We start from the raw sequence: 26,323 nt of genomic DNA, 5'->3' as shown, positions 1-26,323 counted from the left end.
AATTTTGTTTCACGGCTGATTACATGGTCACAAAGACATTGGTCAATCGAAACACGGCGTAACAAGGGCGCTATTCGACACATCAACCTTCCGGTGTGTCCCCCATCAGGTATCTGGGACCGCTACCATGCGATTTTGCCCGGTCATCGGGGTTGTAAAGCGCGCATTTCGGCAGGCTCAGACACCCGCATCCGATACAGCCATCCAGATTGTCGCGCAACCGCGTCAGGGTGTCGATTCGCTGATCCAGATGGGCCCTCAGCTGTACGCTGATCGCCTTCCAGTCCTGGGGCGTCGGCGTGCGGTTTCCGGGCAGGCCCGACAACACCTGCCGGATTTCAGGCAGGGTCAGGCCGAACTGCTGCGCAATCATCACAAAGCTCAGCCGCCGAATATCGGCCCGTTGGTAACGTCGCTGCCCGCCCGCGTTGCGCCAGGGCGAAATCAAACCCTGCGCTTCGTAGTACCGGATGGCCGAAACGGCCAGACCTGTGCGCCGGGCCAATGCGCCAATCGCCAGCCCCTCTGATACCGCCATCAAACCCTCACGAGAAATACCTTGACCTAAAGTTAGGTTTAGAAATTACGCTGAGTCGGGACAAGCCAAAAAACACAGGAGATCCCATGATGGCGACGCTTGAACACACCAATTTCACTGTCCGCGACCCGCAGGCCTCGGCCGGTTGGATGCAAAAGGTCTTTGGCTGGAAAACCCGTTGGGAAGGCCCTGCAATTGCCGGTGGATACACTGTGCATGTCGGCTCGGCCCATACGTATCTGGCGCTGTACAAACCTGACGACCCGAAACAGTCGGATGAAAGCAGCTATGATGTGATCGGCGGGCTGAACCATGTCGGTGTTCTGGTCGAAGACATAGATGCCACCGAAGACAAGGTTCGCAAAGCTGGATTCGAGCCCCACAACCACGCCGATTACGAACCAGGGCGCCGGTTCTATTTCAGGGATGACAACGGGATCGAGTTCGAAGTGGTGCAATATGATTGAGATGATTTGGCTTTGCACCCCATCGCAGCGTTGGCGCAGGTCGCGGCATCCCGATCATCGGCACAGGCCCCACCCCAAATCAAAACGGCGCGAAGTCGCGAATTGATCGCTGCTGACGCTGTCACCTCTTGCAATTCACGTGGCATTTGGGTCAGGTAACTGCCAATCTAACATTCGCCCCGACGCTCCTGTGCGGCGGGGCGACTCAATTTATGCGTGGACGTAGAGAGTATGGAAAAGATCCCGATGACGCCTGCGGGCAATGCCGCGCTCGAGGCGGAGCTGAAGAACCTCAAATCCGTTGAACGCCCGGCGATCATCGAAGCCATCGCCTCGGCGCGCGAGCTGGGCGACCTGAAGGAAAACGCCGAATACCATTCTGCCCGTGAAAAACAGGGCTTCATCGAAGGTCGCATCAAGGAACTGGAAGGTATCCTGTCGCTGGCCGATGTCATCGACCCGGCAAAACTGTCGGGCGCGGTCAAGTTTGGCGCAAAAGTCACATTGGTCGACGAAGATACCGATGAAGAAAAGACCTGGCAGATCGTTGGTGAATACGAGGCCAATATCGAAAACGGCCTGCTGAACATCAAATCCCCCATCGCCCGCGCCCTGATCGGCAAAGATGAAGGGGACAGCGTCGAAGTGCGCACACCCGGCGGCGTGCGCTCTTACGAAATCCTGAGTATCGAGTACGCCTGACCGGAGCGCATGTAATGTCGGGGCCAAAACCTGACCCGGAAACCGAAAAGCCGACGTCGCTGGGCATCTATGATCGCCCGAAGACTCCGGCTGTCACCGAAATCGAGATTGCCGCACTGGTGCTCAGCCTGATCTGGCTGGTGGTGTCGGTTGTCTTTCTCGTGCTGCCCGGTCAGGGGCAGAACGGTGGCCTCGTCGTCACCTTTCTGGCTGTATTCATGCCTGTGGCGATGATCTGGGTTGCGGCCACCGCGATGCGTGCCAGTCGGGTGATGCGAGAGGAAAGCGAACGCCTGCAAACGGCAATCGACGCGATCCGGCAGGCCTATGTGGCGCAGCAGCAGCGCGCCTCCAGCACTTATGAACCTGCGGTGACCAAAAAGCTGGATGAAATCGCTGCGGCCACACGGAAAACCGAAGACGCCTTGGCAACGTTCTCGACCACACGCACAGCGCGCTCTGCCGCGGCCTCGCAGCCTTCCGCTCAGGGAGACCAGACCTCGTTGGAACTGGGGACGCCTGCGGAAGAGATCACACCACCACTGAGTACCGAGGTTTTCATCCGTGCCCTGAATTTCCCCGAAACGCAGGATGACACCGAGGGGTTCAATGCGCTGCGTGTTGCATTGAAGGACCGCAAGACGGCAAAGCTTGTGCAAGCTTCGCAGGATGTTCTGACGCTGCTCAGCCAGGAAGGCATCTACATGGATGACCTGCGCCCCGACATGGCCCGGCCAGAAATCTGGCGCCAGTTCGCCCAAGGCACACGCGGGCGCGCCGTGGCGGCGCTGGGGGGTGTGCGCGACAGATCTTCATTGGCGCTGACAGCGGCCCGAATGAAGCAGGACCCGATTTTCCGCGACGCCGCGCACCATTTCCTGCGTCGGTTTGACAAGATGATAGCCGAGTTCGAACCCACGGCCAGCGATGCGGAACTGAGTGAATTGGGTGAAACCCGAACGGCACGCGCATTCATGTTGCTGGGGCGCGTGGCAGGCACGTTTGATTAATCCTGCCCGACAACCCACGACATTTTGGTCGCGCTGCCGAAATTGAACAGATACTTCAGCGGTCCGGTTTTTTCTTGACCCAGGGGCTGGAACCCCTCGCGTTCGTACAAGCTGCGGGCGCGGGGGTTTGTGTCGATGACATCAAGCTGAACCTCTGACATGTTGCGGTTGCGGGCCTCGGACTTGACGGCGTTCAGCAATGCCGTGCCCACTCCTTTGCCGCGCGCCTCGGCGGCGACAAAAATACCGTCCATCTGGAACACGCCCGGTTTCAGCTCGCGTTCCAGCACGCTGAGAACCAAGGCGCGCCAGATCGCCCCGAACCATCCATAAACCCGCGCAAGGTCGGACATGCTGCCCCCTGAAAAGGCTCCATCGCGCGTCTTGAATCCTGCCAGGCCCAGCATCCGCCCTGTTTCATCCCGCGCAACCAGCGCGAAATCCGGGTTCAATGCGATTTCAAAGAAAGCCAATCCTTTTTCGTCCGGCCCCATGACTTTGCCCAGCTTGGCCGCAAATGCCTGCCAGAACAGTGCCGCCGCCTGCGCGCGTTCCTGATCGGCGAATCCTCGTGAAATCGTGACCGTCACACGCCGAAACTTCCATAAGGAAGGAACCGGACCATATCGCCCGGTTTGACATGGCGCGCACCATCTTCGATTTCAACCAACCCTTCAGCCCAGCTGAGGCCACTGATCCGGCCTGACCCTTCCGAGTGGAAGACCTCGGCCCGCCCATCCCGCATTCTGGCACGCAGATATTCCCGACGACCGGGCTTCTTGCGCTTTTCAAAGGCGGCAGGCACTTCGAAACCTTGCGGTTCAGCCCAGCCTTCACCGGACATCAACCCCAAGGCCGGACGCGCGAAGATCAGTGTACAGACCATGGCGGCAACCGGGTTTCCGGGCAGGCCGAACACCGGCACGCCGGACCACAAACCCAAAGCCAGCGGCCGCCCGGGTTTCAACGCAATGCGCCAGTGCTGCATCGCCCCGGCCTGACGCAACAGGGCCGAAACATGGTCTTCGTCACCCGCTGACGCGCCACCGCTGGTCAAAACCACATCAGCCCGTTCTGCGGACTGGTCCAATCGATCCCGCAAGGCGTCGCGATCATCCGAAACACGCCCCATGTCCACGGGCACGAAGCCCATACGGTCGATCAAGGACAGCAGCATCGGGCGGTTGGCGTCAAAAATCTGACCCGGACCTGCGCGCTCTCCGGCTTCGACCAATTCATCACCCGTAGAGACCACGGCCACGCGAAGCGGTTTGCGCACGTTGACTTCGGCGATCCCCACGGCAGACAGCAGCGCAAGATCGGCGGGGGTCAGCCTGCGCCCAGCAGAAAGAGCGATATCGCCTGCGGCCACATCTTCTCCCGCGCGCCGTGTGTTGGCGCCTTTTTTCAGCGGGCCGTGGAAGGCAATGTGGCCGTCCTTGACCGTGACATCCTCTTCCAGAATGACCGTGTCGACACCGGCAGGCAGCGCCGCCCCCGTCAGCACGCGCAAGGCACGGCCTTCAGGCACGTCACCGTCGAACGGGATCCCTGCCGCCGCGCGCCCGTCAATCAATGGCATGATCTGCGGGCCATCTGGGGCGGGGCCGGCAAACCCGTACCCATCCACGGCCGTATTGGGAAGCGGCGGGTTCGAACGTCGTGCGACCACATCCCCGGCCAGAACGCGCCCGCACGCCTTGGTCAGCGCCATCGTCTCAGATGCGGTAATCGGGTGCAGCCTGTCACGCAAATAGGCCAGCGCCTCATCCACCGGTGTCCAGTTGACCCCGGCGGGCAAGGCAAAACAATCGTTCCGCAACGGGGGCGGGGCTATGTTCGGCTTGTCCTGAGGCACACCCAATATCCAACCTTCCTCTGCCGCTGAGACGTTCAATTGCGCATCCAACTCCTGCTCTGTCAAACCCGACAGAGTCAAGGCGACCTGTTCAACCTGCCATTCATCTTTGATCCGCCCTTCCGGAGGCGCGCCCAAGGTCCGAGACGGCCAGATTTCCACGAAGGCGACTGGTTTATCCAGCGGTTCGAACGGCCAGACCGAGATTTGCCCGGCAAACCGATGGCGAAGCCGGTTCAGAACCGGAAGGCCCATCATCACCTGCCCGCCCACTGCACCCGCACCCGCCATCTGCCAGCAGGTGAAACTGCCCTTTGCCAAAGTCTCCACGGCACGACGGTTCGGGAATGGGTTGGAATAGTTCGATTTGGTGCGTGGCAGGCCGTCAATATCTCGGCGCAGTCCATTCATCCAGAACGGGCCACGGCCGCCAAACTGAAGGTTGATCCGACCCGCCAGATCAAAGCGGTTGTTGGCCTTCGGGGAATCCTCGATATGTTGGTCGAACCAATCCCACAACGCCAGCGGATCGTCCGTTCCGGTCATCGCCCGCGCGAAGCCGCATGGATATCCAAAAGGAAAATCGAACCCAAGAAGCAGACGGCGACCGGCCATCAGTTCGGCGTGGATCAGAGCATCCAACCATTGCTCTGCAACCAGCCTGTTACGCAGGTATTCGGGGTCAAGCACTTTCCCATTACGTACAATGCAGGCCCAGATCGCATCCTTGCGCCGGGTCGGTCCGGTGTCGTTTCCGCCAGACCAATCCACCATTGCAAAGGTCTGGAACAGGCTCACAATCCGACCTCTTTCAGGATGAAATCCGCGACGCCGGCCGTGTCGTTCAAGTCAAAAACCGGGCGGTCCAGATCCAGCGCGGTGTCGCTGGCCACCGCGCGGATGGTGCCGTTTTCCGGTGCCATCAGCGCATTGCCCGCCGCTGCGCGATACGCTTCGATCTTGGGGTGGTCCTCGCGCTTGAACCCTTCGACCAACACCAGATCGACCGGCGAGAGCCGCGCCAGCAGCTCGGCCAGCGGCGGTTCAGGCGCGCCCCGCAATTCCTGCATCAAAGCAATACGTTGCCCCGAGGCAAGCAATACCTCGCTGGCCCCTGCCACGCGGTGCCGGTGACTGTCGGTGCCCGGCTGATCCACATCGACGCTGTGATGCGCGTGCTTGACCGTAGAGACCGCGAATCCCCGGCCTGTGATCTCGGCCACCAGCCGTTCCATCAGCCCGGTTTTGCCGGCATTCTTCCAGCCCGTGACGCCGTAAACCCTCATGCCTGCTCCAACAAGGTTCGGGCGCGATCCAGATCTTCAGGCGTGTTGACGTTGAAGAAAGGATCGAACGGGTCGGCGCTGAACAAAGCCTCGCGCCCGTCATGTTTGTCGGTCCACAGCACCACCTTGCGCAACCCGTCCATCAGCGCCGCCCGCAGATCATCGCGCAGCGCAACGGGCCAAAGCCCGAATGTCGGGTGTCGGTTGACCCGCTTGCCGCCACCGGATTTCAGCGCCTCGTCACCCGTACGCGGCGTGGTGGCCAAGACCAATGGGTGTACCTGCCCTTCCGCAGCCTGCGTCAGTCGCGCCACCAGATCGCGCGGGAAGAATGGCGTGTCCGCGGCAGCTGTCACGATGCTGTCCGCCCCCTGCTCTGCCGCCCAGTCGAGCCCGGCCAGCACACCGGCCAGAGGCCCGGCGAACCCTTCGATCGTGTCAGGCAGGACGGGCAGGCCCAGATCAGCGAACCGCCCAGGGTCGCCATTGGCATTCAGCGCCAGCCCATCGACCTGTGGCGCAAGCCGGTTGATCACATGAGACAGCAGGCTCTGCCCCCCGATCTGCAACAGGCCCTTGTCGCCGCCGCCCATACGGGTGGCCTGCCCGCCTGCGAGAATGACGCCGAGCGGTTTGGTCATGATGGGTCCTCGATGTCCGGCCATTTTCGGAATTTCTCCAGCGGTGTGAAAATCCAAACCCCGCTGCCCGCACCCAGCAAGATGAAACACAGGCTCAAAGGAAGTCCGGAAAAACCGGCCAAGACATGGCTCAAGCGAATGAAAGCGAAAAAGAGCACCAAAACCGCCACTGGCGCGAAAAACGACCAGAAATAGCACCGATACCTGCGGAGTGATCGTCGGATCTCGTCGGGTAATACAACTGAGTCCGGTAAACCTTGAAGGAGGATACGTTGCAATACGGCGCTTTGTTTTTGCACCGCCAATCCCCAAGCCGTCCACCCCATCCGGAATGGGGCAAACAGGTCAAATGTGCCGATATAGTCTCTTGCTTCCCATCCCAATCGATCCAGAGTTTCCTCGTCCAACCGTGCCATGCCGTCTACGATTGTCCGTTTGCTGCGTGCGTAGTTTCGCGCAGCAAGAATGCTCAGCGGCAAGATACCGACCGTCACAACAAACAGGAAAAAGGGTCTAAGGGTTTCCAAAATCATCCTGCACTTTTCCGGCGGTGTTTCCTGTCTTCGACAGCAACGGTTGACGGATCCACGTCGCGCAGCAGGCGGTCGTCGCCCGACAGGCAGACAAAGCGCTGCCCGCGCATCCGGCCGATCAGCGTCAGCCCAACCTCGCGCGCGATCTCGACACCCCATGCGGTGAAGCCCGAGCGGGAGGCCAAAACCGGGATTCCCATCATCGCCGTTTTGATCACCATCTCGGATGTCAGGCGACCGGTGGTATAGAGGATCTTGTCCTCCGCCGCCTCATTCTCGGACAACATCCAGCCTGCAATCTTGTCGACGGCGTTATGACGGCCCACGTCTTCCATATATACCAGCGGGCGGTTTTCGCGGCACAAAACAGTGCCGTGGATTGCTCCGGCCTCGAGGTACAGCGACGGAGTGCGGTTGATTTTGGACGCCAGGTCGTACAGCCACGACGTCCGCACCTGAACCTGCGGCAATTGCACGTCTTCAAGACCTTCCATCATGTCGCCAAACACCGTACCTACGGCACACCCGCTGGTGCGGGTCTTTTTCTTCAGCTTGTCCTCGTAAGACGTCTGGCGCGCGGTGCGGACGATCACGGTTTCAAGATCGTCGTCATATTCCACGCGCGTGATTTCGTCATCCGCCAGCAGCATCCCCTGATTGCGCAGAAAGCCCAGCGCCAGGTATTCGGGGTAATCGCCAATCGTCATCGCCGTCACGATTTCCTGCGAATTGAGGAATATGGTCAGCGGGCGCTCTTCAACCACCGAAATCTGGCTGATTTCACCATTCTGGTCCACGCCCTCGACCGCGCGGGTCAGGCGTGTCGCGCCCGGATCAGGGGCGATAAGATAGTCCGACAGATCGAATTCCGTGGCCAATTGCAACCCCTTCCCAAGACAGTTACTGCTGCACACATCACCATAGGATTTAGACATGGCCTCTGCCACATCCAAGTCATACTTCTGGAAAGGTTTTCGGGATGGGACGCCGTTTATCTTCGTCGCCGTGCCCTTTGGCCTTCTGTTCGGTGTTTTCGCGACCGAAGCCGGGCTGACCCTTGTCCAGACGATGGCCTTTACATCGACCGTTTTTGCCGGAGCAGCGCAGTTCGCGGCCCTGCAACTGTTGCAGGACAACACTCCGACCGTGATCATCATAATCTCGGCGCTGGCGGTGAATCTGCGCATGGCGATGTATTCCGCATCACTGACACCTTACCTGGGTTCCGCGCCCATGTGGCAGCGTGCCTTTGCGGCATATCTGACCGTGGATCAATCTTATGCCTGCTCCATCGTGCGGTTCGAGAAAGAGCCCGACCTGTCAGTGCCGCAACGCATGGCCTATTTCGTGGGCTCTGTCACGCCGATCACACCGCTCTGGATTCTGGGTACGTATCTGGGCGCAGTGCTGGGTGCGCAAATACCGGAAAGCTGGGCACTGGATTTTGCCCTGCCTATCACCTTTCTGGCCATGATAGGGCCGATGATGCGGACCTTTGCACATGTGGTCGCGGCCCTTGTGGCCATCACGGTATCGTTGCTGACCGTCGCAATCCCGTTCAATCTGGGTCTGTTGATTGCCGGATGCGCTGGAATGATTGCCGGAGCGCAAGCGGAACTGATCCTCGAACGTGGAAAGACGCAGTCATGACGCAGCCGGATTCCGTCACCATCTGGGCCATTATCATCGGGCTTGCCATCGGCAGCTATGCGCTGCGCTTTGTTTTTATCGGTTTTGTAGGTGATCGCCCGATGCCGCCCTGGCTGCTGCGTCACCTGCGATATACAGCGGTGGCCATCCTTCCTGCATTGATCGCGCCGCTTGTTGTCTGGCCATCGGCCACCGAAGGACAGCCCGATCTGCCCCGCATGTCGGCGGCGGCTGTTGCCCTGGTGGTGGGAGTGATCAGCAAAAACGTGCTGGCGGCCATCTTTTCCGGGGCCGCCACGCTCTATGGTCTGCTGTATCTACTGAGTTGAGGAAGCGTTCAGCTGGTTGAGACGCGCATTGTTTGCCGCCAAACCTTTTTGCAGATCCGCATCGTCATTTTCCCGGTATTCTTCGGTCACGACGCCCGGAATCTGCGCGAACTGCTCCGACAATTTCACCGGATAGAACGTCACATCGATCTGCTCGAACCCCGGCACCTGTTTCAAAAGTTGCGATGTCGCATTGGTGCAGAACGCGCCGGCGACCGGACCGGATTGCTTTGCCAGTTGCAAGGCGATTTCAGCCTGTTGCGGGCTCACCTGGATGGTCTGTATGCGGGCATAATGCGTCTCGCGCGCGTGCGAACTGCGATAGGCCCGCTCGACCGCCGGGGTAATGCCGTAAAGCACATCATCCTTCACCGGAACCACATCCGCCCGGAACGAACCGGCAGGGTCAAAGATCACCCGCTCGCTGCCCGAGATCATCAACGAAGTATGCGCGCCCGATCCGGTGCGTGTGTTGATCATTGTGTACAGCGTCAGGGTCGCTGGCCCCGGATCACGGTAGGACCGGGACACGATCTCGTTCCGATCAGCCTGTGGACGGTTCGAATTGGCGCAGCCCGCCACTGTCGCTGCCAGCAAGCAGGCAATCAATATCCTGAGCAAGTCAGCCCCCGAAATGATTAGGAGGCGAAAACCGCCAAGAACAGGCACAGGAAGGCAATGGCGACCACACACCACGTGGTGGCCTTGATGAAACTGTTGAATGTCTTGGTTTGGACCGTGATGTCCATTTCGCCGTGCTTGTGTTCAGCCATGAGTCTCAGATTCCCAATTCGCGTGTTTGATCTGTTGGATAATAGAAAACAGAACGCCTGTCACCACGTCATTCGCGCGCAGGACGCTGTTACTTGAGAACCGAACAACCGGGATACCCGAACCCCCACCGCCAGGGCAGGCCGCTGCACGGCCCGCCACCGAATCGCACCGCCCCGTACATTGCATCCGCAGTGATCGCGTGCACGCTGCGAATCTGTTCAGGCGACATGTCGTACTGGTCGGCATAGTCCTCGGCATGGTTGTCTCCGTGCTGCACCACACAGGCATGCAAGGCGTCATCCGCTGCCAGACGTGCCTCATAGCTTTCGTTGGCTGTCTCTGCACCGCCAGCATTGTGATATGCCCGGTCGTGGATGACGCAGCAGTACTCCCACGGCGGGTGCTCTTGATATAGCGCGCCAACCTGTGGGAATTGTTTTGCTACCCAGCGCCAACTGGCTGACAACCCGCCTGAACAGCCATCGGTTGCAAACGGCGTCAGTTCGGCGTCCTTGCTTTGCTCGATCAGGGCGCGGTGGCCCGGCATCTCAAATCCGCGCATCAGATCCTGTGCCCATGCCGACAGTGGCAGCAGAGACAGAAACAGCGCCATGTTAAGGGCTTTCATCGCGCATCGCCTCTGTATCGACCTGCAATCCAAAGGTGGTTGCCAGCCACAGCAAGAGCCGCTCGCCCGGCCCCATTTCAGCGCGGACGCGCAAAACCTCATTGGCCATGGCCGGGCGGTCGGTAATCAAACCATCCACACCCATCGAGGCCATCCTGGACATCTGCAACGGATCATTCACCGTCCAGACATAGATATCCTTACCAGCGTCCTGCACTTTGCGGATCAGCCCGGGTGTAACCATGCCTGCATTGACGGCGACAAATTCACCTTCCAACCCCGACAGATCCCCAATGGCCGTGGCCGCCAGCACACCAGAGCGCCAATCGGGCCGCAACTTTTCCATCTTTTGCACGGCCGGGTATTTCAGCGACATGGTGGCAACGTCGTTCTGCATCCCAAGTTCTTCGACAAGGCCGATCACCCGATTTTCCAGATCGACGTCGTGACCATAATATTTCAACTCGATAAGAACCTTCGACTTACCTTTGGCCGCTTCCAGTACCTCTCGCAGGGTCGGGGTCCGCTCTGCGGCGTATTCCGGTCCGAACCAGCTTCCGATGTCGATATCAGCCACATCCTGCATGGTCGCATCCCAGACCTTCAGGTTGACGCCGGCCAATTTCATGAAATCGCTGTCATGGGCCACGACAACCACATCGTCCGCCGTTTCCTGAACGTCTATCTCAACCCAGTCCGCACCATCTTCTATCGCTTTCAGGACCGAGGCCATTGTGTTTTCAGGTCGCAAAGCCGCAGCGCCCCGATGGCCGATGACCTCGGCTTGATCCGGCGCCTGCACGCGTTCCAGCAAGCTTTGCCCAAGCCAGAAGCCAACGCCCAACGCGGCCAAGGCCGCCGCGACAGTGACAAGAACCGGCACGCGGATCCTTCGGGGTTCGGGATGGGGAACGTCCTTGGTCTCAGCTTCAAAGAAACCGTCCAGCAAGACCGCCAATGCGCCCAGCGCCGTGGCCGCCAGAACCAAGCCCGTCAGGGACCAAAGCCCCGCAATGATCAGGCTGAGGATCAATGCCAGTCTGAGGCTGCCGCCTTCCTGCAAGGGCACAACCGCAAACAACAGACTGGCCACCGCCGCAATCAAAGCCGCAATCACAAGCCGCAGTCCCAGCCAAAGGGCAAGCTCGATCTTCAAACGCCCGCGCTTGCCTTCCATCTTTTGTTCGCTTTTCGCGAATGCTCCGCGTGGTGAGGCCCCCTCGAACAGGACCAGATGCAACGCCAGCGCCCATCCCGACAGTCGGCGGATCAACACCCATGCCAACGCAAGAACGACAAGTCCGATCAGAACCACGGCCACCTGAAAGGCCGGAGGGTGGAATGTCAGGTAATAATTGATGTCATATTCCGTCAGCGTCCACCATGCGATCAACCCCGCGATGGCCACAAACGGCAAGGCGAGCAGCAGAACGCGCAGGATGAACCGAACGGCAAATCCGAACAGCGCCGGAAAGCGGGACAGGTTCAGTGCCAGTGCCGCGCTGCCTGCGCGCCAGGGGTCATTTTCTCCCATACGCAAGGACCCGGCCATGACCGCGAACACAAGCACCTCGGCCAGCAAGAACAGACTGAGCACCGCAACACCCGCGATGAACCCTGCCGGAGACAGCAGGAACATCGCAATGTCCTGATCGGTCAGAGCGGTCTGATTTGACAGAGAGACCGCCAGATTGACAGCCACAGCCACACCCGGCGCGATCAGCGCCACCAGCAGCAAGCGCACAGCGATATAGATTGGCACAAAGACCCGGCGCCGTTCCCAGGCACCTGCATAGGCATGTGTTACTGCTTGAAAAAATCTTGTCACGTGGGCGCCTCCGGACTGATGCAGTCATTCAAAGGCGCGCAAGCGTGAATTGCAAGTCAGCTGTCTTCCAGATCCGCCGCCAGACGGAAACCGATGCGGTTGGCGGGTTTGTCCTCGACCGATTTGGGCAGGGCGCGCAGCATCACGTTCAACTGGCTGACATGCTGCACCAATTGCGTGCGGGCCCCGGTTCCGTCAGATCCGTAAAAAGTGATCATGTCGGGGTCGAAATACCCCATCCCTTCGATCCGCATGACGCCGGCATCGCCGCCGGTAAAGCCCATGGCGACTTCGTGATCGCCGTCCAGAGTCTTTTCAAAGTTCTGGATATACATGATCAGACGCTCGTAAGCCCATTGCGCCGGGCTTTTGTTGGCAACAGGCTTCTTCAACCCCTCGGGCAGGTCCTTGGCTCCGGATTCGGCATTGGGATCCGCGTGCACCTCGTGACACCGCGGCAAAGCGGCGGCTTCGGCGGCCTCGGCCGAGGTTTCGATCTGGTCCTGCATTCTTCTACCCTTTGCGCTGATACAGCCATGCCCCGTCAGCGCGTTGCGTCCGGGTTACCGCACCAATGTGGTAGAGATGATTCACATGCGCAACCGCCTCAACCAGCGCAAGCCCATATTCGCCTTCGCGGATCGTGCGTTTGAACAGTGGCAGAAAACAATCTGCGGCCGCTCTGGGTTGATCCAGATGCTTCAACAGGCGGTCCAACGCGCCGTGATGGTTGTCGATCAGCTGTTTCATCCTCAGCGGCAGGCCCGAAAACGGCAGCTTGTGCCCGCCCAGAACCAGATGATCGGGCCGAGCAAGCGTCTGCAACCGCTCGCAGGCTTCCAGCCACGCTGAAACCGGATCGGCCATCGGTTCCGTGGCATAGACGCCCAGATTGGGACTGATCGAGCTGAGAATCTGATCGCCGCTCAACACCAGTTTGTCGTCACGGCTCCAGAAAGTGGCGTGTTCCGGCGCGTGGCCATTGCCCATATGCACATCCCAATCGCGCCCTCCCATTCGGATCACGTCGCCCTGCTTGATGCGGGCAAAGCCCAGCGGCATGGGGTAAACCGTGTCGGCAAAGTTGAACGGACGATCCTTCATCCGCGCATTCAGAACCTCGGGCGCCATGCCGGCGTTGCGATAGAAATCAAGCGTTTCCTGCGGCCATGTCTCTTGCACATCCAGCGTCAGCATCCGCGCGAACAGCCATGAGGTGCGGCTTGTGACCAGCTCGGCCCCGTGTTCCGACTGAAACCATCCGGCATTGCCGACATGGTCAGGATGATGATGCGTCACCACCACACGGGTGATCGGTTTGCCTTTCAAAGGCCCGCCCATCAGGGTTTCCCAGATACGCCGCGTCTTTTTCGACGACAGCCCGGTGTCAATCACCGTCCAACCTTCGCCATCGTCCAGCGCGTAGATATTGACGTGATCCAGCGCCATCGGAAGAGGCAGGCGCATCCACAGGACACCCTCGGCAACCTCGACGGCTTCACCCGGCGCGGGCGGTTCCGCCCACGGATATCTGATCCCCGATACGCGATCCCCGCCCATCACGCCGCCAATTCATCCGGGCTGAGCGAAAAGAGGTCATCCGCACCGCTTTGCACCCGCGCCAGAAGGCCGGAATGCTCGGGCAACAAAGCGTTGATGTAGTACCGCGCCAGTTTGGCCCGTGGTCCATCCGGATCGGCCAGTGCCGCGGACAGGTGATAGTGCCCGCCAAGCACCCGGGCAAACGCCAGAAGATATGCCGTTGCGCCTGCAAACCGATCGTTCATGTCGTCCTGCGCCACCAACCATTCGGTTGCCTCGCGCAGGGTTTCCGTGGCCTCCCAAACTGGACCGGCCAGATCGGGCATCGTCGCACGCGCGTGCTCTGCCTGTTCTTCGATCTCGTCCAGAAGGTTCGACGCCGCCTCGCCCCCGTCCATCATTTTGCGCGCAACAAGGTCCATGGCCTGAATGCCATCGGTTCCCTCGTAGATCGCGGTTACGCGAACATCGCGGGAATACTGCGCCGCACCCGTTTCTTCGACAAAGCCCATGCCGCCATGCACCTGCACGCCGGTTTCGGCCACGCGTATTCCGGTCCGGGCCCCAAAGTTTTTGCCGATTGGCGTCAACAACGCAGCCCGCGCGGCCCAATCGGCGTCGCCGGTGGCTTTCGCCATATCAATCGCCGTTGCGTTGGCCAGAAGAATCGCCCGAGCTGCAAAGACATCGGCGCGCATATCCATGATCATGCGACGCACATCCGCATGATCGATGATCGTACCCGAAGGCGTCCTGCCCTGCTTGCGTTCCAGCGCATAGGCCAAAGCGTGCTGATAGGCGCCTTCCGCAACGCCCACACCCTGGCCACCCACGCCCAGGCGGGCGTTGTTCATCATGGTAAACATGGCCGCCATACCACCATGTTCCTTACCGACAAGCCATCCTTTGGCGCCGTCATATTGCATCACACAGGTGGGTGAGCCGTGCAGACCCATCTTGTGTTCGACAGATACAACCTTCAGGTCGTTGGCCGCGCCGGGATTGCCATCCGAATCGGGGATGTATTTCGGCACCAGAAACAAGGAAATGCCCTTGGTGCCGGGCACACCGTCCGGCAGGCGGGCCAGAACCAGATGGCAGATGTTTTCGGCAAAGTCGTTGTCGCCCCAGGAAATGAATATCTTCTGCCCGGTCACCGAGTATGTGCCATCACCATTTGGTTCAGCCTTCGAGGTCAGCGCCCCCACATCCGATCCGGCCTGCGCTTCGGTCAGGTTCATGGTGGCTGACCATTCGCCGGAAATCATTTTGGGCAGATACAGCGACTTCAGTTCGTCGCTGGCGTGATGTTCCAACGCCTCGATCTGGCCCTGCGCCATCAGCGGAGCCAGTTGCAACGACAGGCAAGCGGCGCTCATCATCTCGTTCACGGCAGTGGTGACAGCCATCGGCAGGCCCATACCGCCATATTCAGGATCAGCGCTGATCCCGATCCACCCGCCTTCGGCAATCGCCTTCCAGCCATCGGCATAACCCGGAGAGCTGCGCAGCACGCCATTCTCAAGACGTGCCGGTTCCAGATCACCAGCACGCTGCAACGGGGCCAGAACCTCTTCGCTCATCTTGGCCGCTTCGGTCAGGATGGCCGTGACGACATCGGCGCTGGCATCTGCAAAAGTCTCGGTGGCGGCGACCTGGTCGAACCCGACGACATGGTCCAGCAGAAATTGATAATCTGAGATTGGGGCGCGATATAGCATGATTTCTCTCGGGGTCTAACGGATCAGAATACATCGGCGGGCTTGGAATCAAATGCAAGCGCCGGTAAGCGTGTGGGCCTGAACCGATTACCTACCTTTCCTCAAGTTCCAGGCAACCAAAACGCGGCGTCATCAGTTATGATCTCATCCGGCACACAGGAATTGACGGCAGATCCCGGCGGTATCGCGCAGGCTGCCGATTTTTTGCGCCAGGGGCTTCTGGTCGCCTTTCCGACCGAAACGGTCTATGGCCTTGGCGGCGATGCCCGCAACGGTCAGGCCGTCGCATCGATCTACGAGGCCAAGGGACGGCCCAGCTTCAATCCGCTGATCGCCCATGTCGCCTCGGTCGAAGCGGCACAGCGGTTTGTGCAATGGTCGGATCAGGCCGAGCAGCTGGCACAGGCCTTCTGGCCCGGTCCTCTGACCCTGGTTTTGCCGTTGCGCGAAGGGCACGGGGTTTCCTCACTGGTGACCGCCGGGCTGGACACTCTGGCCGTGCGCGTGCCCGCGCATCCGACGGCGCGTGCGCTGCTGGCCGACTTTGACGGACCGGTCGCGGCCCCCTCGGCAAACCCCTCGGGTCAGATCAGCCCCACGACGGCGGCTCATGTGTGGTCCGGTCTTGGCGGAAGGATCGCAGCTGTTCTGAACGACGGCCCCTGTGCGGTGGGTCTGGAATCCACCATTGTCGGTCTGGCCGGAGAGCCCACATTGCTGCGTCCGGGTGGCGTTGCGTTGGACCGGGTCGAAAGAGTGCTGAACATGCGACTGCACCTGCGTCAATCCGGCGATCTGCTGACCGCTCCGGGACAGTTGCAGTCGCATTATGCGCCGGATGCGCCTGTTCGCCTGAATGCCACGGCCCGTCAGGGCGATGAGGTTCTGCTGGGCTTCGGACCAGTGGATTGCGACCTGAACCTGTCTGCCGAAGGACGTCTGACCGAGGCGGCCGCGAACCTCTTTGCAGCCCTTCACAGGCTGAACGAGACCGGGCGACCAATTGCCGTATCTCCGATACCGAACACCGGATTGGGGGCTGCAATCAATGACAGGTTGCGCCGCGCCGCCGCACCACGCGACAGCTGATCAGGCCCGGCCAGCGCTGGCGGACAACGTCAGAGGATCCACACCGAGCGTCGCCAACGCAGCTTCCCATTTTTCGTCATCGGGCACGTCGAAGACAAGTTTCGTCGTGGCTTCGGTGGTCAGCCAGCCGTTCATGGCAATTTCGTCCTCAAGCTGACCTGGCCCCCAGCCGGAATAGCCCAGCGTCAGCATCGAATTCAGCGGTCCGCTGCCAGACGCCAGATCTTCAAGCACATCCAGCGTCGCCGTCATGCTGAAATCTGCGGATATATGCATCGAATGCAGATTGGCCTCATAGTCGGCGCTGTGCAGGACAAATCCGCGCGACATCTCAACCGGGCCACCGAAATGCACAAGGCGCTCTCCGATGACCGGGATACGACAGGCGATGTTCAGTTGCCCCAGCAACGTCTTGATTCGCAGATCCGAAGGCTTGTTCACGATCAATCCCATGGCGCCATCGTCGCCATGGCTGCACATATACACTACCGAATGGTCGAATCGCGGATCGCCCATTCCGGGCATCGCAATCAACAGTTTTCCGGTCAGGTCCATGGGCCGTCATCTCTTTGTCAGTTCACGTCAACAATGGCCCCGCCGCACCATAGTTTGCAAGAGTCGAACCCGTATTTCGACGGATTTCATCGCGGTGACCGGATCGTGACTTGGAATCCGCGCCAACGACGCGCATTTATGGGGTATGAAGATGTCGATGAAACCCACCGCTGTCGCCGCACTCGCGTGTCTGAGCCTGTCCGTTCCAGTTGCCGCGCAAGGCCTGGATGACGTGGTTCAGTTGGATGTTCTGGATGGTGGTCGGGCGGCCAACGGCACCTACATGTCCGCTTTGAAGCTGACGCTCAAGGATGGCTGGAAGACCTACTGGCGCGCGCCAGGAGATTCCGGCATCCCGCCCGAGTTCGACTGGAAGCGATCCAGCAATATCGGCCAGGTGGAAATCATCTGGCCCGCGCCCGAAATCTTCGATCAGGATGGCCTGCAATCGATTGGCTATGAAAACCAGCTGGTCTTGCCCATCAAGGTCACTCCGCGCAACCCGGCAAAACCGGTCCACCTGAAAGGCAGGATGGATCTGGGGGTCTGCAAAGACGTTTGCATCCCGGAACGCCTGGATTTCGACCATACGCTGGACGCGGACGCTGATCGCAACCCGGCGATTGCCGCAGCGATGGCGCAAAGGCCCTATTCCGCGCGCGAGGCCCGTGTCACCAAGACCACCTGCAATCTGACGCCCACGAAAGACGGAATGCGGATAGAGGCGCGGATGACGATGCCGTCAGCGGGTGGCCGTGAAGTCGCCGTTATCGAACCCGGCAATCCTTCGCTTTGGGCCTCGCAGCCTGTGTCTCGAAGGCAGGGGGATACATTGGTGGCTGAAGCGGAAATCATACACGCATCAGGTGCACCTTTTGCACTGGACCGGTCCGAGATCCGGATCACCGTTCTGGGTTCCGATCACGCCGTCGATATTCTGGGCTGTAGCGCGGGCTGACTGCATGAGCCAATCCCCCAAGATCGGTGCGTTGGCGGTTGTTCTGCATCAGAGCAAGGTTCTTCTGGTTCAGCGCAGCAAACAGCCGGACAAAGGGCTGTGGGGGTTCCCCGGCGGCCACGTGGAGTGGGGTGAAACCGTTTTGCAGGCGGCGCAGCGCGAGTTGCGCGAAGAAACCTCGGTGATTGCGGAACCGTCACATTACCTGAGAAACTTGGATCTGCTGCGTCACGACAAGGCGGGGCGGGTTCTGTCCCATTACCTGTTGGTCGGCGTTGCCTGCCGCTATCGGTCCGGCACACCACAGGCTGGTGACGACGCGCTGAATGCCCGCTGGTTTGCCATCGAGCAGATACGCCGGGGCGACCTGCCGATGAGCGCGCGGGTCATCGACCTTTTGGAACACGCGATCCGCGCGGATCAGGCATCGGCCGATCTTGTCAGCCGCCCATAAAGCAAACCTGACAGCACCACGCTCAGGATCACGATCAGAATTGCCCCGGCCAGGAATGCACCCAACCCCATTCGCAGCACCGCAATGCCATCTCCACCCGCATAGAGGCCTTGCAGCACACCAAGCGGCGCGCCGGTAACCGCGGGCCATATCATCGTCAGGCCGAACCAAACAGCCAATGCGGCCCCGGTTGCCGCCAGCGCCCCCCGAACCACCCGGTCGGGTGCCCGCGCAGCGCGGCGCATGGCTGTCATCGGACGCGCCACGTCATTGAGGATCGCCAGCAGGGCAGGCACAAGGATCAGAACCAGCAGCATCCCGAACCCAAGACCGTAAACCAGCGTGATCACGGTCGGCTTGAGGAATTGTGCCTGTTGCGAGCCTTCGTAAAGCAACGGCGCAAGTCCAAGAACCGTGGTCAAAGTGGTCAGCATCACCGGCCGCAACCTGTCTGCGGTACCTTCGACAATGGACGGAACCAGACCTCGGTCTTTTTGATAGGCATCTATCGTCGTCACCAGAACGATCGAGTCGTTGATGATGATCCCCGTCATGCCCAGCAATCCGACCACCGTGAACATGCTGAGCGGCACTTCCCAGATGTAGTGGCCCCAGATCGCACCAACGAGGCCGAAAGGGATGATTGCCATGACAACCACTGGCCGTGTCCAGCTGGCGAACACCCAGGCCAGTACAAGGTAGATACCTGTCAGGCACAGGATCAAACCGGTGCGGGCTTCGGCAAGGAATTCATTTTCCTGTTCTCTCAGACCCGACATGCGCCACTCAACTTGCCGCTCGGCTGCGATATCGGGCAGAATTTCTTCCTGCATCGCCCATTCGATTTCGGTGGCGCGTGCCGGATCATCTTCCGAGATGTCGCCGTAGACCGAAACAACCCTCAGGCCGTTTTCGCGCCGAACCGTCGAGAAACCGGATTTACGCTCGACCGATACGATGTCGGCCAGCGGTACGTAAACCCCGTCAGGAGACCGCATCAGCGTACGCTCGAGGAAATCTGCCGTCAGTTCGCCCTCAGGCAGTTCCACACGGATCTCGGCACTGCGTGGTCCGTCCGGGAATGTCGCCGCTTCGATGCCGTTCAGGCGATTGCGCAGGGCGCGACCCAGCGTTTCAATCCGGAATCCCAGCGCCTCTCCCTGCGCGGTCAGGTCCAGGATGAACTCTTCCTTGTCATAAGCCAGGTTGTCTTCCAGCGCCGAGACTTCGGGGAATTTCGACAGCTCGGCCTGCAAGTCTTCGGACGCGGCCTTGAGAACGCTCACATCAGAGCCGAAAAACTGCACATCGATGGCATCGCCGCCAGGGCCGGACCGCCAACCGCGGAAGCTTACCACTTCGAGCTTGGGATGGCGCGGCGCGAATTCCTGCAACTCTCCGACGAATTCGAAACTCGAGTAAGGGCGCAGATCGGCATCGATAAGCTCGATCGAGATACCGCCCAACAAACTGCCATCCTTACCATCCGCGGCAGCCAGTTGCCGGCCTGCGTTGCCGCCAACCTCGGCCAGGACATAGTCGATCGGATTGCGGCCGTGACGCTCTTCGTAGATCTGGCCCAGATCATTGACCGCCTGTTGCAGAAGGCGCATCATTTCCAGCGTATCTGATCGCGTCGAGCCTTCGCGCATGATAAAGCCGCCGGTCACCGAACTTCGTTCTGGTGCATTGAAAAAACGCCAGTTCACGTCGCCGCGAATGAACAGCGCGACCTGGCTGGCCAGTACCGCGATCATCAGCGCCACGACCACGTAACGCGCCCATATCACCCAGGCGATCAACGGGCGGAACAGGTGGTCCCGAACCCAACGGAAACCACGATTGACGACCCGGTTGGGCAGGTCATACCAGTGTTCCTTGGCCGAATGTGCGATGGCGTGTGCCATGTGGTTGGGAAGGATCAGGAAGCATTCGACCAGCGAAGCGATCAGTACAGCGATCACTGTAAAAGGAATGTCGCGGATCAGTTCGCCGAAACGTCCGCCCACTAGCGTCAGACCGAAGAACGCGATTACCGTCGTGACGGTCGCAGCCAGAACCGGCATGGCCATTCGCCGCGCCGCACGTTCCGCAGCCACGACAGGCGGCTCACCCAAACGCCGGGCGCGGAAATCCGCGTGTTCCCCCACCACGATGGCGTCATCAACCACGATGCCCAGCGTGATGATCAGACCGAACAGCGACACCATGTTCAGCGACAATCCCCCCAGATACATCAACGCAATTGCCGCTGACATCGCCACCGGGATACCTGCCGCAACCCAGAAGGCGATGCGCGCGTTGAGGAACAAGAACAGAAGGCAGACGACAAGGCCAAGACCCATCAACCCGTTGTTGACCAGGATGTTCAATCGGTCGGTTATGGCCTGGGCGCGGGTGCGGATCAGCTCAATCTTCACACCTTCGGGCAAGCTGGCCTGCATTTCGCGGGCAACATCTTCGACCGTGTGCTGGATGTCTATCGCATCGCCCAGATTTGACCGGTCGACCCGGATGGACATGGCCGGATCGTCGTCGACGAAATAACTGCGATGCCGTGTGACACCTTCGACCCGAATCCTGGCGATATCACCGACTTTCAGCTTCGACCCGTTGGCAAAGGTCCGCAGCGCGATGTCTTCGATCTGTTCCGGGGTCCGCTTTTCGGTTCCGGCCCGGATACGCGCACCTGCGCCCTCAACCTCACCAGCGGGATCGGTGCTGACCTCGCCCGCAATCGCCGATGCGATCTCTTCCATGGTGATGTCATTGGCGATCAATTGCGCCGTGGTGATCTCGACAATGATCTGGGGCGCGGCAATGCCCCTGATTTCGGTACGCGTGACGCCCGCCGAGAACAAGCGGTTGATGAACTCATCCGTCAGCTTCGCCAGTTGATTGGTGTCGGTGGGGCCACTGATAACGACATCCGTCACCCGATCCCGCCAAGCGCCGCGTCGAATTTCAGGTTCTTCCGAGCCTTCGGGCAGATCCGTCACACCGTCTATCGCGGACCGGACATCTTCGACCGCGCGGGACATGTCCCAGTTCGGCTCGAACTCCAGTCTGACGCGGGTCCAACTTGGGTGTGAACTGGCCTCGGTACTGGTTACCCCTTCAACGGCCAGCAGCGCAGGTTCCAACAACTGCACGATACCGGCATCCATGTCCTCGGGGCCTGCACCTTCCCACGAGACGGTCACATCGATGCGTTCCAGAATGACATCCGGAAAGAACTGCGCCCGCATGTTCGGAATGGCAGCCGCGCCCAGAACCAGCATCACCAGCAGCAGCAAATTGGCCACCGTCCGGTGCCGTGTGAAGTAACTGAGAAGGCCACCCGCTGCGCCAGGTATCTCGCGCATCATGACGCTCAGCCCCCGGCCTTGGTTTCAATGCGCCGCACCAGAGATGAAGGTACGCGCGCTGACCGCAACTGACCGAGAACCTGAGTTTTTTCATCCTGAGGCATGGTTTCGTTGGCCTCAACCCGGGCCACGAGTTCAGCGCGTTTCGCATCTGACAGCTCGACCATGCCCGGGTCTGCCCCGGCCTCAAGCCGCAAGGGCCGCACCCGCACGCCAGGCCCAAGCAATGGCGTGCGACCGATGACGACCTCGCGCCCTTCCAACCCGTCGCCCCGCAGCAAAACCTCGTCACCCTGTCTGCGGACAAGCTGCACCGGCAAGCTTTCCAGACGGTCATCCGCACCCAGCACCAGAACCGTTCCTGATGCGTCCAATGCCGAAGACGGCAAGCGGAACACGTTGGCAAGCGGTTGTTCCTGAACCGAGACGGTGACGAAATCTTCTGGCTTGAACCCGGATGCTTCTTGCAGACGCGCATAGATCAAACGTCCGGTCCGGCCCTCGCCCGCTGACCCGCTGTCACGGCTGATATAGCCTGTCGCGGTCAGATCGGTGCCCGTCACCTCAAGCGAAACCGTCACCGGTGCGTTGATCAGCCTGTCATTCTCGTCCAACAGACGCACATATTGTGCCGTTGACACCCGGAATGCCACTTCAAGAGCGTTTGGATCAACAAGTTCAGCCAGTTTTTCATTTGCCGACACCAAGCGCCCTTCCACAAGCGTCACATCGGTCAGGGTGCCGCTGAAACCGGCCCGAATGGTCATATCGTCAAGATCGCGTTCCGCCGCCTTCAGGGCTATCTCAGCCCGCGCCAACAATGTCGTTGCCTGATCGACGCGGGATTCAGCCTGTGCAAGCGCGATACGACGCGCCAGAACGGCCTGTTGGGCTGACGCAGCCGCCAGTTCCGCCTCTTCCACGCTGGCGGCGGCGCCTACCCCTCGGGACTCCAGATCGCGTTGCCGTTGCAGCGCCCGTTCCCGCAGTTCGGCTTGCGCCTCGGCCGATTTCAATTCGTCCTGCGCCAGCAGCAGAGACCGTTCGGCATCACGTTCTTCGAATTGTGCGTCCAAAAGATCGGACTTGGCCCGATCCAGCGCGGATTGGGCATCCGCCGGATCCAGTTCCACCAGAACTTCCCCGGCAGTTACCGTTCCGCCATCCACAAAGTCTTCTGCCAGGGCAACAACACGGCCACCCAGTGCCGCGCGCAATTCCAGCCTGCGCCGGCTCTGGACCTCTCCGAATGCTTCGAGATAGGGGATAACGGTTTCCGCCTCGGCCTGACGTACGGCAACCGCAAAGACCCGTTCCCGAGCGGCGGGCGCCTGGTCCTCACGCGTCAGGACGTCCTGAACGGCACCCATGATGATCTGCGCAGCAACAAACAGCAGAGCAAGCGTCAGGAACGCCAGAAAGACACCGACAAGACTCTGCCGTAGAAATCGCATCAAACAGTTACCCCGGTTGCACCAAGCTGCCGTCCACAACATGTAGCCGGATCACGAATTATGCCAAGCCACAAAGCGGTTATACGGAATTGAACGTACGACCAGTCTACTTCCGTCGCAGATGTTCGTCCAATCTGGGCATTATTTCCACAAAATTGCAGGGGCGATGCCGGTAATCGAACTGTTTTTCCAAAATCCCATCCCACGCATCCTTGCAGGCCCCCGGGCTGCCGGGCAATGCAAACAGGTATGTTCCCCCCGCAACGCCCCCGGTTGCACGGGACTGCACCGCCGAGGTGCCGATTTTTTCCATCGAGATTATAGTGAAGACGGTACCGAATGCGTCGATCTCTTTTTCGTACACGTCCCGATGCGCCTCGACTGTCACGTCCCGCCCGGTCAGACCCGTTCCGCCGGTCGAGATCACGACATCGATCCGCTCATCCGCCACCCATGCCCGCAACTGGTCGGCGATCTGGTCGCGCTCATCCCGGATGATCTGGCGATCCGCGACCACATGGCCCGCTTTTTCGATCCGGTCCACCAATGTCTGCCCCGAGCGATCTTCGTCCATCGATCTGGTGTCCGAAACGGTCAGAACGGCAATTCTTACGGGGATGAACTCCATGGTTTCGTCAATGCGTGACATCTTGCGTCAGGCCCTTTCAATCATGACAAGTCGGATTGCGAGGGCGGAACATATGCGCCCCGTGATCCAACCAATAATACGCGAGGCGCGCCGGTTGCCGACATGCTGCCCGTTCACGACAAACACTCCGACGGCAATGATCCCGCCCCGGGGTTCACAAACTGCCGAATGGGCGCCAACAAGGGGAAGGTTTTGGTCATGGGCCTACTTCAAACCAATTCGGTTTCGGTCCCAGATTGGCCAGTTGTGTTCGACCCAAGGACCCTCGATAGCCCCAGCTTTCATGCACATGGCCAAAGAACGCAAACCCCGGCTGAAGGCGTTCCACCGCATCTCGTATGGCAGTTGATCCGACCGAAAGGCCTTGCGATGTCTGATCCCCATACCCTTTGGGCGGAGAATGAACGATCAGGACATCAGCCGTCTCACACCGGTCGAGCATCTCGGACGCCTCACCTTCTGTCAGGTCACAGGACCAGGCTCCGAACGGAGTCGGTGGTACGCCGTAGCCAAGGCCAAACAAGCGCAAGCCGTCTATGGTCATGCCAGACCCATGCAGGACATGAACACCGTCCGGGGCCGCATTGCCCAGCTCTTCTGCACTTTCCGCGTTTCCCGGGATCAGGACCAGCGGGGCCGAAATGCCCGACAGCATCTGCATCGCCTCGTCCAGCCCCTGACGCGAATTGCAATAATCACCGGCGCCGATGACCAGATCAGCCTCGGCGCTGGCGGCTACCAGATCGGCCGCACGGTTGCGCGCCATGTGCAGATCAGAGAATGCCAGAACCTTCATGTTGCACCTCGCAGCCGCGCTTTCAGTTCCAGCAGATCCGCCCAGGCCTGCCGTTTCATCTGCGGTTGTCGCAGCAGATAAGCCGGGTGGAACATCGGAATCACCGGCAGATCCATCGCCTGATCCCATTTGCCGCGCAGGCGGGTGATGCCGCGTTTGCCAAGCACGGCCTGACAGCTGATATTCCCCATCACCACCAGAACCTCTGGCCTGGCCAGGGCCACATGACGTTCCAGGAACGGCTTCATCATCCCGATCTCTTCGGGTTTGGGGTCGCGGTTCTGCGGGGGCCGCCATGGCAGCACGTTGGTGATATAGACGTTCTCGCGACGATCCAGCTCAATTGCCGCCAGCATCCGGTCCAGCAATTGGCCCGCACGGCCGACAAAGGGCTTGCCTTCGCGGTCCTCATCGCGGCCCGGCGCCTCGCCAATGATCATAACCCGTGCGCCGGGGGTCCCAGCGGCAAAGACCAACTGCCGCGCACCGCGTTTGAGCTCGCAATGTTCGAAAGCGTCCATCGCTGCGCGCAACTGATCCAGCGATCCCGCGCCCTGTGCTGCGGATCCTGCGATTGCTACTGGGTTTACATCCCGTGGCTTCGCCGGGGCGGCGGGGCGCGCTTCTGCTTTCTTGGGTTTGGCCGTGGTGTCGGGCAACGCGTACCGGTCAACCGGCGCATCTCCGATTGCCTCGGTGGCGCCCAGTTCGATCTGCCATTCCAGCAGCGCCCGCGCAGAATAATAGTCCAAACCCGATTCCATAGGGATAACTTACCCGCCTGAGGGCTGAGGGAAAGCGAATAGGGCTTGATCGGTCGCTCTGTCGCGCCGACCATCGGCCTGCGATGCTCAGATTTCTGCGATTCCTCATCATTGGACTAGTGCTGGTTGTCACTGGTGATCCGGCAGTGGCCACGTTTCACGACAAACACGGGCAGTGCCGTGGGGGTCAGTTCAAATGCGGCAGCACATGCTGTTCAGGCGGGCAAAGATGCAGTTTTGATGGCCATTGCATTCCGCTGGGCGGCACCTATTGCGGCGGCGGGCGCAGTTGCGGTCCGTTCGAACGCTGCGTTGCTGGTGGACTCAGATGTGCGCCCGCAGGCCTGAACAAATGCGCCTCGCGGCTGGATTGTCCGGGCGACAGTTTCTGCAATGGCCGTGGTGAGTGTGAACGGAACGCACCCGAGTTGGATACGACGCCTCCGACCACTTGCGCTGATGGCAGAACCTGCGCGCGTGGCTCGTCCTGCCTGCCCGGCGGGGGATGCTCTCGTCCGGGATGGTTCCTGTGCGAGGAAACCGGATCACAATGCCGTCCCGGTTTCAAATGCTCGGCCCATCAAGGGTGCGTACCGATCAAGGCGATCGACTGCGGCTATGGCAAATGGTGCAAGCCGGGCCAGCAATGCCTGCCCGAGGGCGGCTGCGAAAAACTGCCTGAGGGTACGGAACCTTAGGTTGCCTTGCGCCGCCCGGCTTCCTATAAGC

The 26,323-nt window shown here is 60.2% G+C and carries 29 protein-coding genes; 9 read left to right on the top strand and 20 right to left on the bottom strand.

Going from position 1 to position 26,323, the window contains the following annotated elements; all coding sequences use genetic code 11:
- Positions 1-82 precede the first annotated feature (82 nt).
- Positions 83-538 carry a redox-sensitive transcriptional activator SoxR gene (gene soxR / locus NOR97_RS00785; protein ID WP_170346323.1) on the bottom strand — a complete coding sequence of 152 codons (456 nt, stop codon included), beginning with the start codon at positions 536-538 and terminating at the stop codon, positions 83-85.
- 86 nt (positions 539-624) lie between these two features.
- Here soxR and NOR97_RS00780 point away from each other — a divergent pair, with 86 nt between their 5' ends.
- The 3 genes from NOR97_RS00780 (at position 625) to NOR97_RS00770 (ending at position 2,717) form a co-directional block, all read left to right on the top strand.
- Positions 625-1,005 carry a VOC family protein gene (locus tag NOR97_RS00780; RefSeq protein ID WP_170346322.1) on the top strand — a complete coding sequence of 127 codons (381 nt, stop codon included), beginning with the start codon at positions 625-627 and terminating at the stop codon, positions 1,003-1,005.
- A gap of 231 nt (positions 1,006-1,236) precedes the next feature.
- A complete protein-coding gene (greA, locus tag NOR97_RS00775) occupies positions 1,237-1,707 on the top strand; it encodes a transcription elongation factor GreA (RefSeq protein WP_170346321.1) in 471 nt (156 codons plus the stop codon).
- Between the two features lie 14 nt (positions 1,708-1,721).
- A complete protein-coding gene (locus NOR97_RS00770) occupies positions 1,722-2,717 on the top strand; it encodes a hypothetical protein (RefSeq protein ID WP_257599931.1) in 996 nt (331 codons plus the stop codon).
- Here the strand turns inward: NOR97_RS00770 and NOR97_RS00765 are convergent.
- Genes NOR97_RS00765 through NOR97_RS00740 form a run of 6 tightly spaced genes read right to left on the bottom strand, consistent with a single transcriptional unit; the run spans position 2,714 to position 7,970 of the window.
- Positions 2,714-3,307: a GNAT family N-acetyltransferase gene (locus NOR97_RS00765; RefSeq protein WP_257599930.1), complete on the bottom strand. Its 594-nt coding sequence runs from the start codon at positions 3,305-3,307 to the stop codon at positions 2,714-2,716. The genes NOR97_RS00770 and NOR97_RS00765 overlap by 4 nt on opposite strands.
- On the bottom strand, positions 3,304-5,349 hold the full coding sequence (glp, locus tag NOR97_RS00760; RefSeq protein WP_374041613.1) for a gephyrin-like molybdotransferase Glp: 2,046 nt from the start codon (positions 5,347-5,349) through the stop codon (positions 3,304-3,306). Before glp ends, NOR97_RS00765 begins: the two co-directional genes overlap by 4 nt.
- 20 nt (positions 5,350-5,369) lie before the next feature.
- Positions 5,370-5,861 carry a molybdopterin-guanine dinucleotide biosynthesis protein B gene (gene mobB / locus NOR97_RS00755; protein WP_170346319.1) on the bottom strand — a complete coding sequence of 164 codons (492 nt, stop codon included), beginning with the start codon at positions 5,859-5,861 and terminating at the stop codon, positions 5,370-5,372.
- A complete protein-coding gene (gene mobA / locus NOR97_RS00750; RefSeq protein ID WP_170346318.1) occupies positions 5,858-6,502 on the bottom strand; it encodes a molybdenum cofactor guanylyltransferase MobA in 645 nt (214 codons plus the stop codon). Before mobA ends, mobB begins: the two co-directional genes overlap by 4 nt.
- Positions 6,499-7,035, bottom strand: coding sequence for a hypothetical protein (locus tag NOR97_RS00745; protein ID WP_257599928.1), 537 nt, complete (start codon positions 7,033-7,035; stop codon positions 6,499-6,501). The genes mobA and NOR97_RS00745 overlap by 4 nt, the downstream gene beginning before the upstream one ends.
- Positions 7,032-7,970: a formate dehydrogenase accessory sulfurtransferase FdhD gene (locus tag NOR97_RS00740; protein WP_257599927.1), complete on the bottom strand. Its 939-nt coding sequence runs from the start codon at positions 7,968-7,970 to the stop codon at positions 7,032-7,034. The genes NOR97_RS00745 and NOR97_RS00740 overlap by 4 nt, the downstream gene beginning before the upstream one ends.
- Between NOR97_RS00740 and NOR97_RS00735 the strand changes: the two genes are divergently transcribed.
- Together NOR97_RS00735 and NOR97_RS00730 are read left to right on the top strand one after the other, a co-directional pair.
- Positions 7,969-8,685 (top strand): AzlC family ABC transporter permease, encoded by a 717-nt coding sequence (locus NOR97_RS00735; protein ID WP_170346316.1) that lies wholly within the window; start codon positions 7,969-7,971, stop codon positions 8,683-8,685. The two genes, NOR97_RS00740 and NOR97_RS00735, sit on opposite strands and share 2 nt — an antisense overlap.
- On the top strand, positions 8,682-9,014 hold the full coding sequence (locus NOR97_RS00730) for an AzlD domain-containing protein (RefSeq protein ID WP_170346315.1): 333 nt from the start codon (positions 8,682-8,684) through the stop codon (positions 9,012-9,014). Before NOR97_RS00735 ends, NOR97_RS00730 begins: the two co-directional genes overlap by 4 nt.
- On the opposite strand, the gene NOR97_RS00725 is transcribed toward NOR97_RS00730, so the two are convergent.
- The 7 genes from NOR97_RS00725 to NOR97_RS00695 all read right to left on the bottom strand — a co-directional run bounded on the left by NOR97_RS00725 (position 9,003) and on the right by NOR97_RS00695 (position 15,507).
- The gene (locus tag NOR97_RS00725) at positions 9,003-9,635 is read right to left on the bottom strand and encodes a hypothetical protein (RefSeq protein WP_257599926.1); all 633 of its coding nucleotides are present in this window, start codon (positions 9,633-9,635) and stop codon (positions 9,003-9,005) included. The two genes, NOR97_RS00730 and NOR97_RS00725, sit on opposite strands and share 12 nt — an antisense overlap.
- Positions 9,636-9,652: 17 nt before the next feature.
- Positions 9,653-9,787, bottom strand: a complete 135-nt coding sequence (locus NOR97_RS00720; protein WP_257599925.1) for an aa3-type cytochrome c oxidase subunit IV — start codon at positions 9,785-9,787, stop codon at positions 9,653-9,655.
- An 89-nt stretch (positions 9,788-9,876) separates the two neighbouring features.
- Positions 9,877-10,416 carry a hypothetical protein gene (locus tag NOR97_RS00715; protein ID WP_257599924.1) on the bottom strand — a complete coding sequence of 180 codons (540 nt, stop codon included), beginning with the start codon at positions 10,414-10,416 and terminating at the stop codon, positions 9,877-9,879.
- Positions 10,403-12,244, bottom strand: coding sequence for a glycerophosphodiester phosphodiesterase (locus NOR97_RS00710; protein ID WP_257599923.1), 1,842 nt, complete (start codon positions 12,242-12,244; stop codon positions 10,403-10,405). Before NOR97_RS00710 ends, NOR97_RS00715 begins: the two co-directional genes overlap by 14 nt.
- 56 nt (positions 12,245-12,300) lie before the next feature.
- The gene (locus NOR97_RS00705; protein WP_170346311.1) at positions 12,301-12,753 is read right to left on the bottom strand and encodes a DUF6173 family protein; all 453 of its coding nucleotides are present in this window, start codon (positions 12,751-12,753) and stop codon (positions 12,301-12,303) included.
- 4 nt (positions 12,754-12,757) lie between these two features.
- Entirely contained in the window at positions 12,758-13,804 is a 1,047-nt protein-coding gene (locus tag NOR97_RS00700; protein WP_257599922.1) for an MBL fold metallo-hydrolase, read from the bottom strand.
- Positions 13,804-15,507 (bottom strand): acyl-CoA dehydrogenase, encoded by a 1,704-nt coding sequence (locus NOR97_RS00695; protein WP_257599921.1) that lies wholly within the window; start codon positions 15,505-15,507, stop codon positions 13,804-13,806. Before NOR97_RS00695 ends, NOR97_RS00700 begins: the two co-directional genes overlap by 1 nt.
- 138 nt (positions 15,508-15,645) lie before the next feature.
- Between NOR97_RS00695 and NOR97_RS00690 the strand changes: the two genes are divergently transcribed.
- A complete protein-coding gene (locus NOR97_RS00690) occupies positions 15,646-16,596 on the top strand; it encodes an L-threonylcarbamoyladenylate synthase (protein ID WP_257599920.1) in 951 nt (316 codons plus the stop codon).
- Here the strand turns inward: NOR97_RS00690 and NOR97_RS00685 are convergent, their stop codons facing one another.
- Positions 16,597-17,151: a YqgE/AlgH family protein gene (locus tag NOR97_RS00685; RefSeq protein WP_152456781.1), complete on the bottom strand. Its 555-nt coding sequence runs from the start codon at positions 17,149-17,151 to the stop codon at positions 16,597-16,599.
- 157 nt (positions 17,152-17,308) lie between these two features.
- On the opposite strand from NOR97_RS00685, the gene NOR97_RS00680 reads away from it, so the two are divergent.
- Together NOR97_RS00680 and NOR97_RS00675 are read left to right on the top strand one after the other, a co-directional pair.
- A complete protein-coding gene (locus NOR97_RS00680) occupies positions 17,309-18,109 on the top strand; it encodes a protein-disulfide reductase DsbD domain-containing protein (RefSeq protein WP_170346307.1) in 801 nt (266 codons plus the stop codon).
- Between the two features lie 4 nt (positions 18,110-18,113).
- Positions 18,114-18,563 (top strand): NUDIX hydrolase, encoded by a 450-nt coding sequence (locus tag NOR97_RS00675; RefSeq protein ID WP_257599919.1) that lies wholly within the window; start codon positions 18,114-18,116, stop codon positions 18,561-18,563.
- Here NOR97_RS00675 and NOR97_RS00670 read toward each other — a convergent pair.
- The 5 genes from NOR97_RS00670 to NOR97_RS00650 form a co-directional block, all read right to left on the bottom strand.
- Positions 18,530-21,931: an efflux RND transporter permease subunit gene (locus NOR97_RS00670; RefSeq protein ID WP_257599918.1), complete on the bottom strand. Its 3,402-nt coding sequence runs from the start codon at positions 21,929-21,931 to the stop codon at positions 18,530-18,532. The two genes, NOR97_RS00675 and NOR97_RS00670, sit on opposite strands and share 34 nt — an antisense overlap.
- A gap of 5 nt (positions 21,932-21,936) precedes the next feature.
- Complete coding sequence (locus NOR97_RS00665) at positions 21,937-23,385, bottom strand: efflux RND transporter periplasmic adaptor subunit (RefSeq protein ID WP_257599917.1); 1,449 nt, start codon at positions 23,383-23,385, stop codon at positions 21,937-21,939.
- 106 nt (positions 23,386-23,491) lie between these two features.
- Positions 23,492-24,034 carry a molybdenum cofactor biosynthesis protein B gene (moaB, locus tag NOR97_RS00660; protein WP_257599916.1) on the bottom strand — a complete coding sequence of 181 codons (543 nt, stop codon included), beginning with the start codon at positions 24,032-24,034 and terminating at the stop codon, positions 23,492-23,494.
- Positions 24,035-24,230: 196 nt separating this feature from the next.
- Complete coding sequence (locus NOR97_RS00655; protein WP_170346302.1) at positions 24,231-24,830, bottom strand: metallophosphoesterase; 600 nt, start codon at positions 24,828-24,830, stop codon at positions 24,231-24,233.
- Entirely contained in the window at positions 24,827-25,594 is a 768-nt protein-coding gene (locus NOR97_RS00650; protein ID WP_257599915.1) for a uracil-DNA glycosylase family protein, read from the bottom strand. Before NOR97_RS00650 ends, NOR97_RS00655 begins: the two co-directional genes overlap by 4 nt.
- A gap of 83 nt (positions 25,595-25,677) precedes the next feature.
- Here NOR97_RS00650 and NOR97_RS00645 point away from each other — a divergent pair, with 83 nt between their 5' ends.
- Complete coding sequence (locus NOR97_RS00645) at positions 25,678-26,292, top strand: scavenger receptor class F, member 2 (RefSeq protein ID WP_257599914.1); 615 nt, start codon at positions 25,678-25,680, stop codon at positions 26,290-26,292.
- Positions 26,293-26,323: the final 31 nt, after the last annotated feature.

It is taken from the genome of Ruegeria sp. YS9 (genome assembly GCF_024628725.1).
In the GTDB taxonomy this organism is placed as follows: Bacteria; Pseudomonadota; Alphaproteobacteria; order Rhodobacterales; family Rhodobacteraceae; genus Ruegeria; species Ruegeria atlantica_C.
This window is presented reverse-complemented; position numbering and strand designations above follow the sequence as displayed.

Coding starts and splice junctions, on each gene's coding strand:
- NOR97_RS00650 (WP_257599915.1), bottom strand. CDS start 25,594: ATGGAATCGGGTTTGGACTATTATTCTGCGCGGGCGCTGCTGGAATGG.
- NOR97_RS00735 (WP_170346316.1), top strand. CDS start 7,969: ATGGCCTCTGCCACATCCAAGTCATACTTCTGGAAAGGTTTTCGGGAT.
- glp (WP_374041613.1), bottom strand. CDS start 5,349: ATGGTGGATTGGTCTGGCGGAAACGACACCGGACCGACCCGGCGCAAG.
- NOR97_RS00705 (WP_170346311.1), bottom strand. CDS start 12,753: ATGCAGGACCAGATCGAAACCTCGGCCGAGGCCGCCGAAGCCGCCGCT.
- NOR97_RS00685 (WP_152456781.1), bottom strand. CDS start 17,151: ATGGACCTGACCGGAAAACTGTTGATTGCGATGCCCGGAATGGGCGAT.
- NOR97_RS00680 (WP_170346307.1), top strand. CDS start 17,309: ATGAAACCCACCGCTGTCGCCGCACTCGCGTGTCTGAGCCTGTCCGTT.
- NOR97_RS00675 (WP_257599919.1), top strand. CDS start 18,114: ATGAGCCAATCCCCCAAGATCGGTGCGTTGGCGGTTGTTCTGCATCAG.
- mobA (WP_170346318.1), bottom strand. CDS start 6,502: ATGACCAAACCGCTCGGCGTCATTCTCGCAGGCGGGCAGGCCACCCGT.
- NOR97_RS00770 (WP_257599931.1), top strand. CDS start 1,722: ATGTCGGGGCCAAAACCTGACCCGGAAACCGAAAAGCCGACGTCGCTG.
- NOR97_RS00745 (WP_257599928.1), bottom strand. CDS start 7,035: ATGATTTTGGAAACCCTTAGACCCTTTTTCCTGTTTGTTGTGACGGTC.
- NOR97_RS00720 (WP_257599925.1), bottom strand. CDS start 9,787: ATGGCTGAACACAAGCACGGCGAAATGGACATCACGGTCCAAACCAAG.
- NOR97_RS00665 (WP_257599917.1), bottom strand. CDS start 23,385: ATGCGATTTCTACGGCAGAGTCTTGTCGGTGTCTTTCTGGCGTTCCTG.
- NOR97_RS00715 (WP_257599924.1), bottom strand. CDS start 10,416: ATGAAAGCCCTTAACATGGCGCTGTTTCTGTCTCTGCTGCCACTGTCG.
- NOR97_RS00695 (WP_257599921.1), bottom strand. CDS start 15,507: ATGCTATATCGCGCCCCAATCTCAGATTATCAATTTCTGCTGGACCAT.
- greA (WP_170346321.1), top strand. CDS start 1,237: ATGGAAAAGATCCCGATGACGCCTGCGGGCAATGCCGCGCTCGAGGCG.
- moaB (WP_257599916.1), bottom strand. CDS start 24,034: ATGTCACGCATTGACGAAACCATGGAGTTCATCCCCGTAAGAATTGCC.
- NOR97_RS00700 (WP_257599922.1), bottom strand. CDS start 13,804: ATGGGCGGGGATCGCGTATCGGGGATCAGATATCCGTGGGCGGAACCG.
- soxR (WP_170346323.1), bottom strand. CDS start 538: ATGGCGGTATCAGAGGGGCTGGCGATTGGCGCATTGGCCCGGCGCACA.
- NOR97_RS00655 (WP_170346302.1), bottom strand. CDS start 24,830: ATGAAGGTTCTGGCATTCTCTGATCTGCACATGGCGCGCAACCGTGCG.
- NOR97_RS00645 (WP_257599914.1), top strand. CDS start 25,678: ATGCTCAGATTTCTGCGATTCCTCATCATTGGACTAGTGCTGGTTGTC.
- NOR97_RS00780 (WP_170346322.1), top strand. CDS start 625: ATGATGGCGACGCTTGAACACACCAATTTCACTGTCCGCGACCCGCAG.
- NOR97_RS00690 (WP_257599920.1), top strand. CDS start 15,646: ATGATCTCATCCGGCACACAGGAATTGACGGCAGATCCCGGCGGTATC.
- NOR97_RS00730 (WP_170346315.1), top strand. CDS start 8,682: ATGACGCAGCCGGATTCCGTCACCATCTGGGCCATTATCATCGGGCTT.
- mobB (WP_170346319.1), bottom strand. CDS start 5,861: ATGAGGGTTTACGGCGTCACGGGCTGGAAGAATGCCGGCAAAACCGGG.
- NOR97_RS00740 (WP_257599927.1), bottom strand. CDS start 7,970: ATGTCTAAATCCTATGGTGATGTGTGCAGCAGTAACTGTCTTGGGAAG.
- NOR97_RS00670 (WP_257599918.1), bottom strand. CDS start 21,931: ATGATGCGCGAGATACCTGGCGCAGCGGGTGGCCTTCTCAGTTACTTC.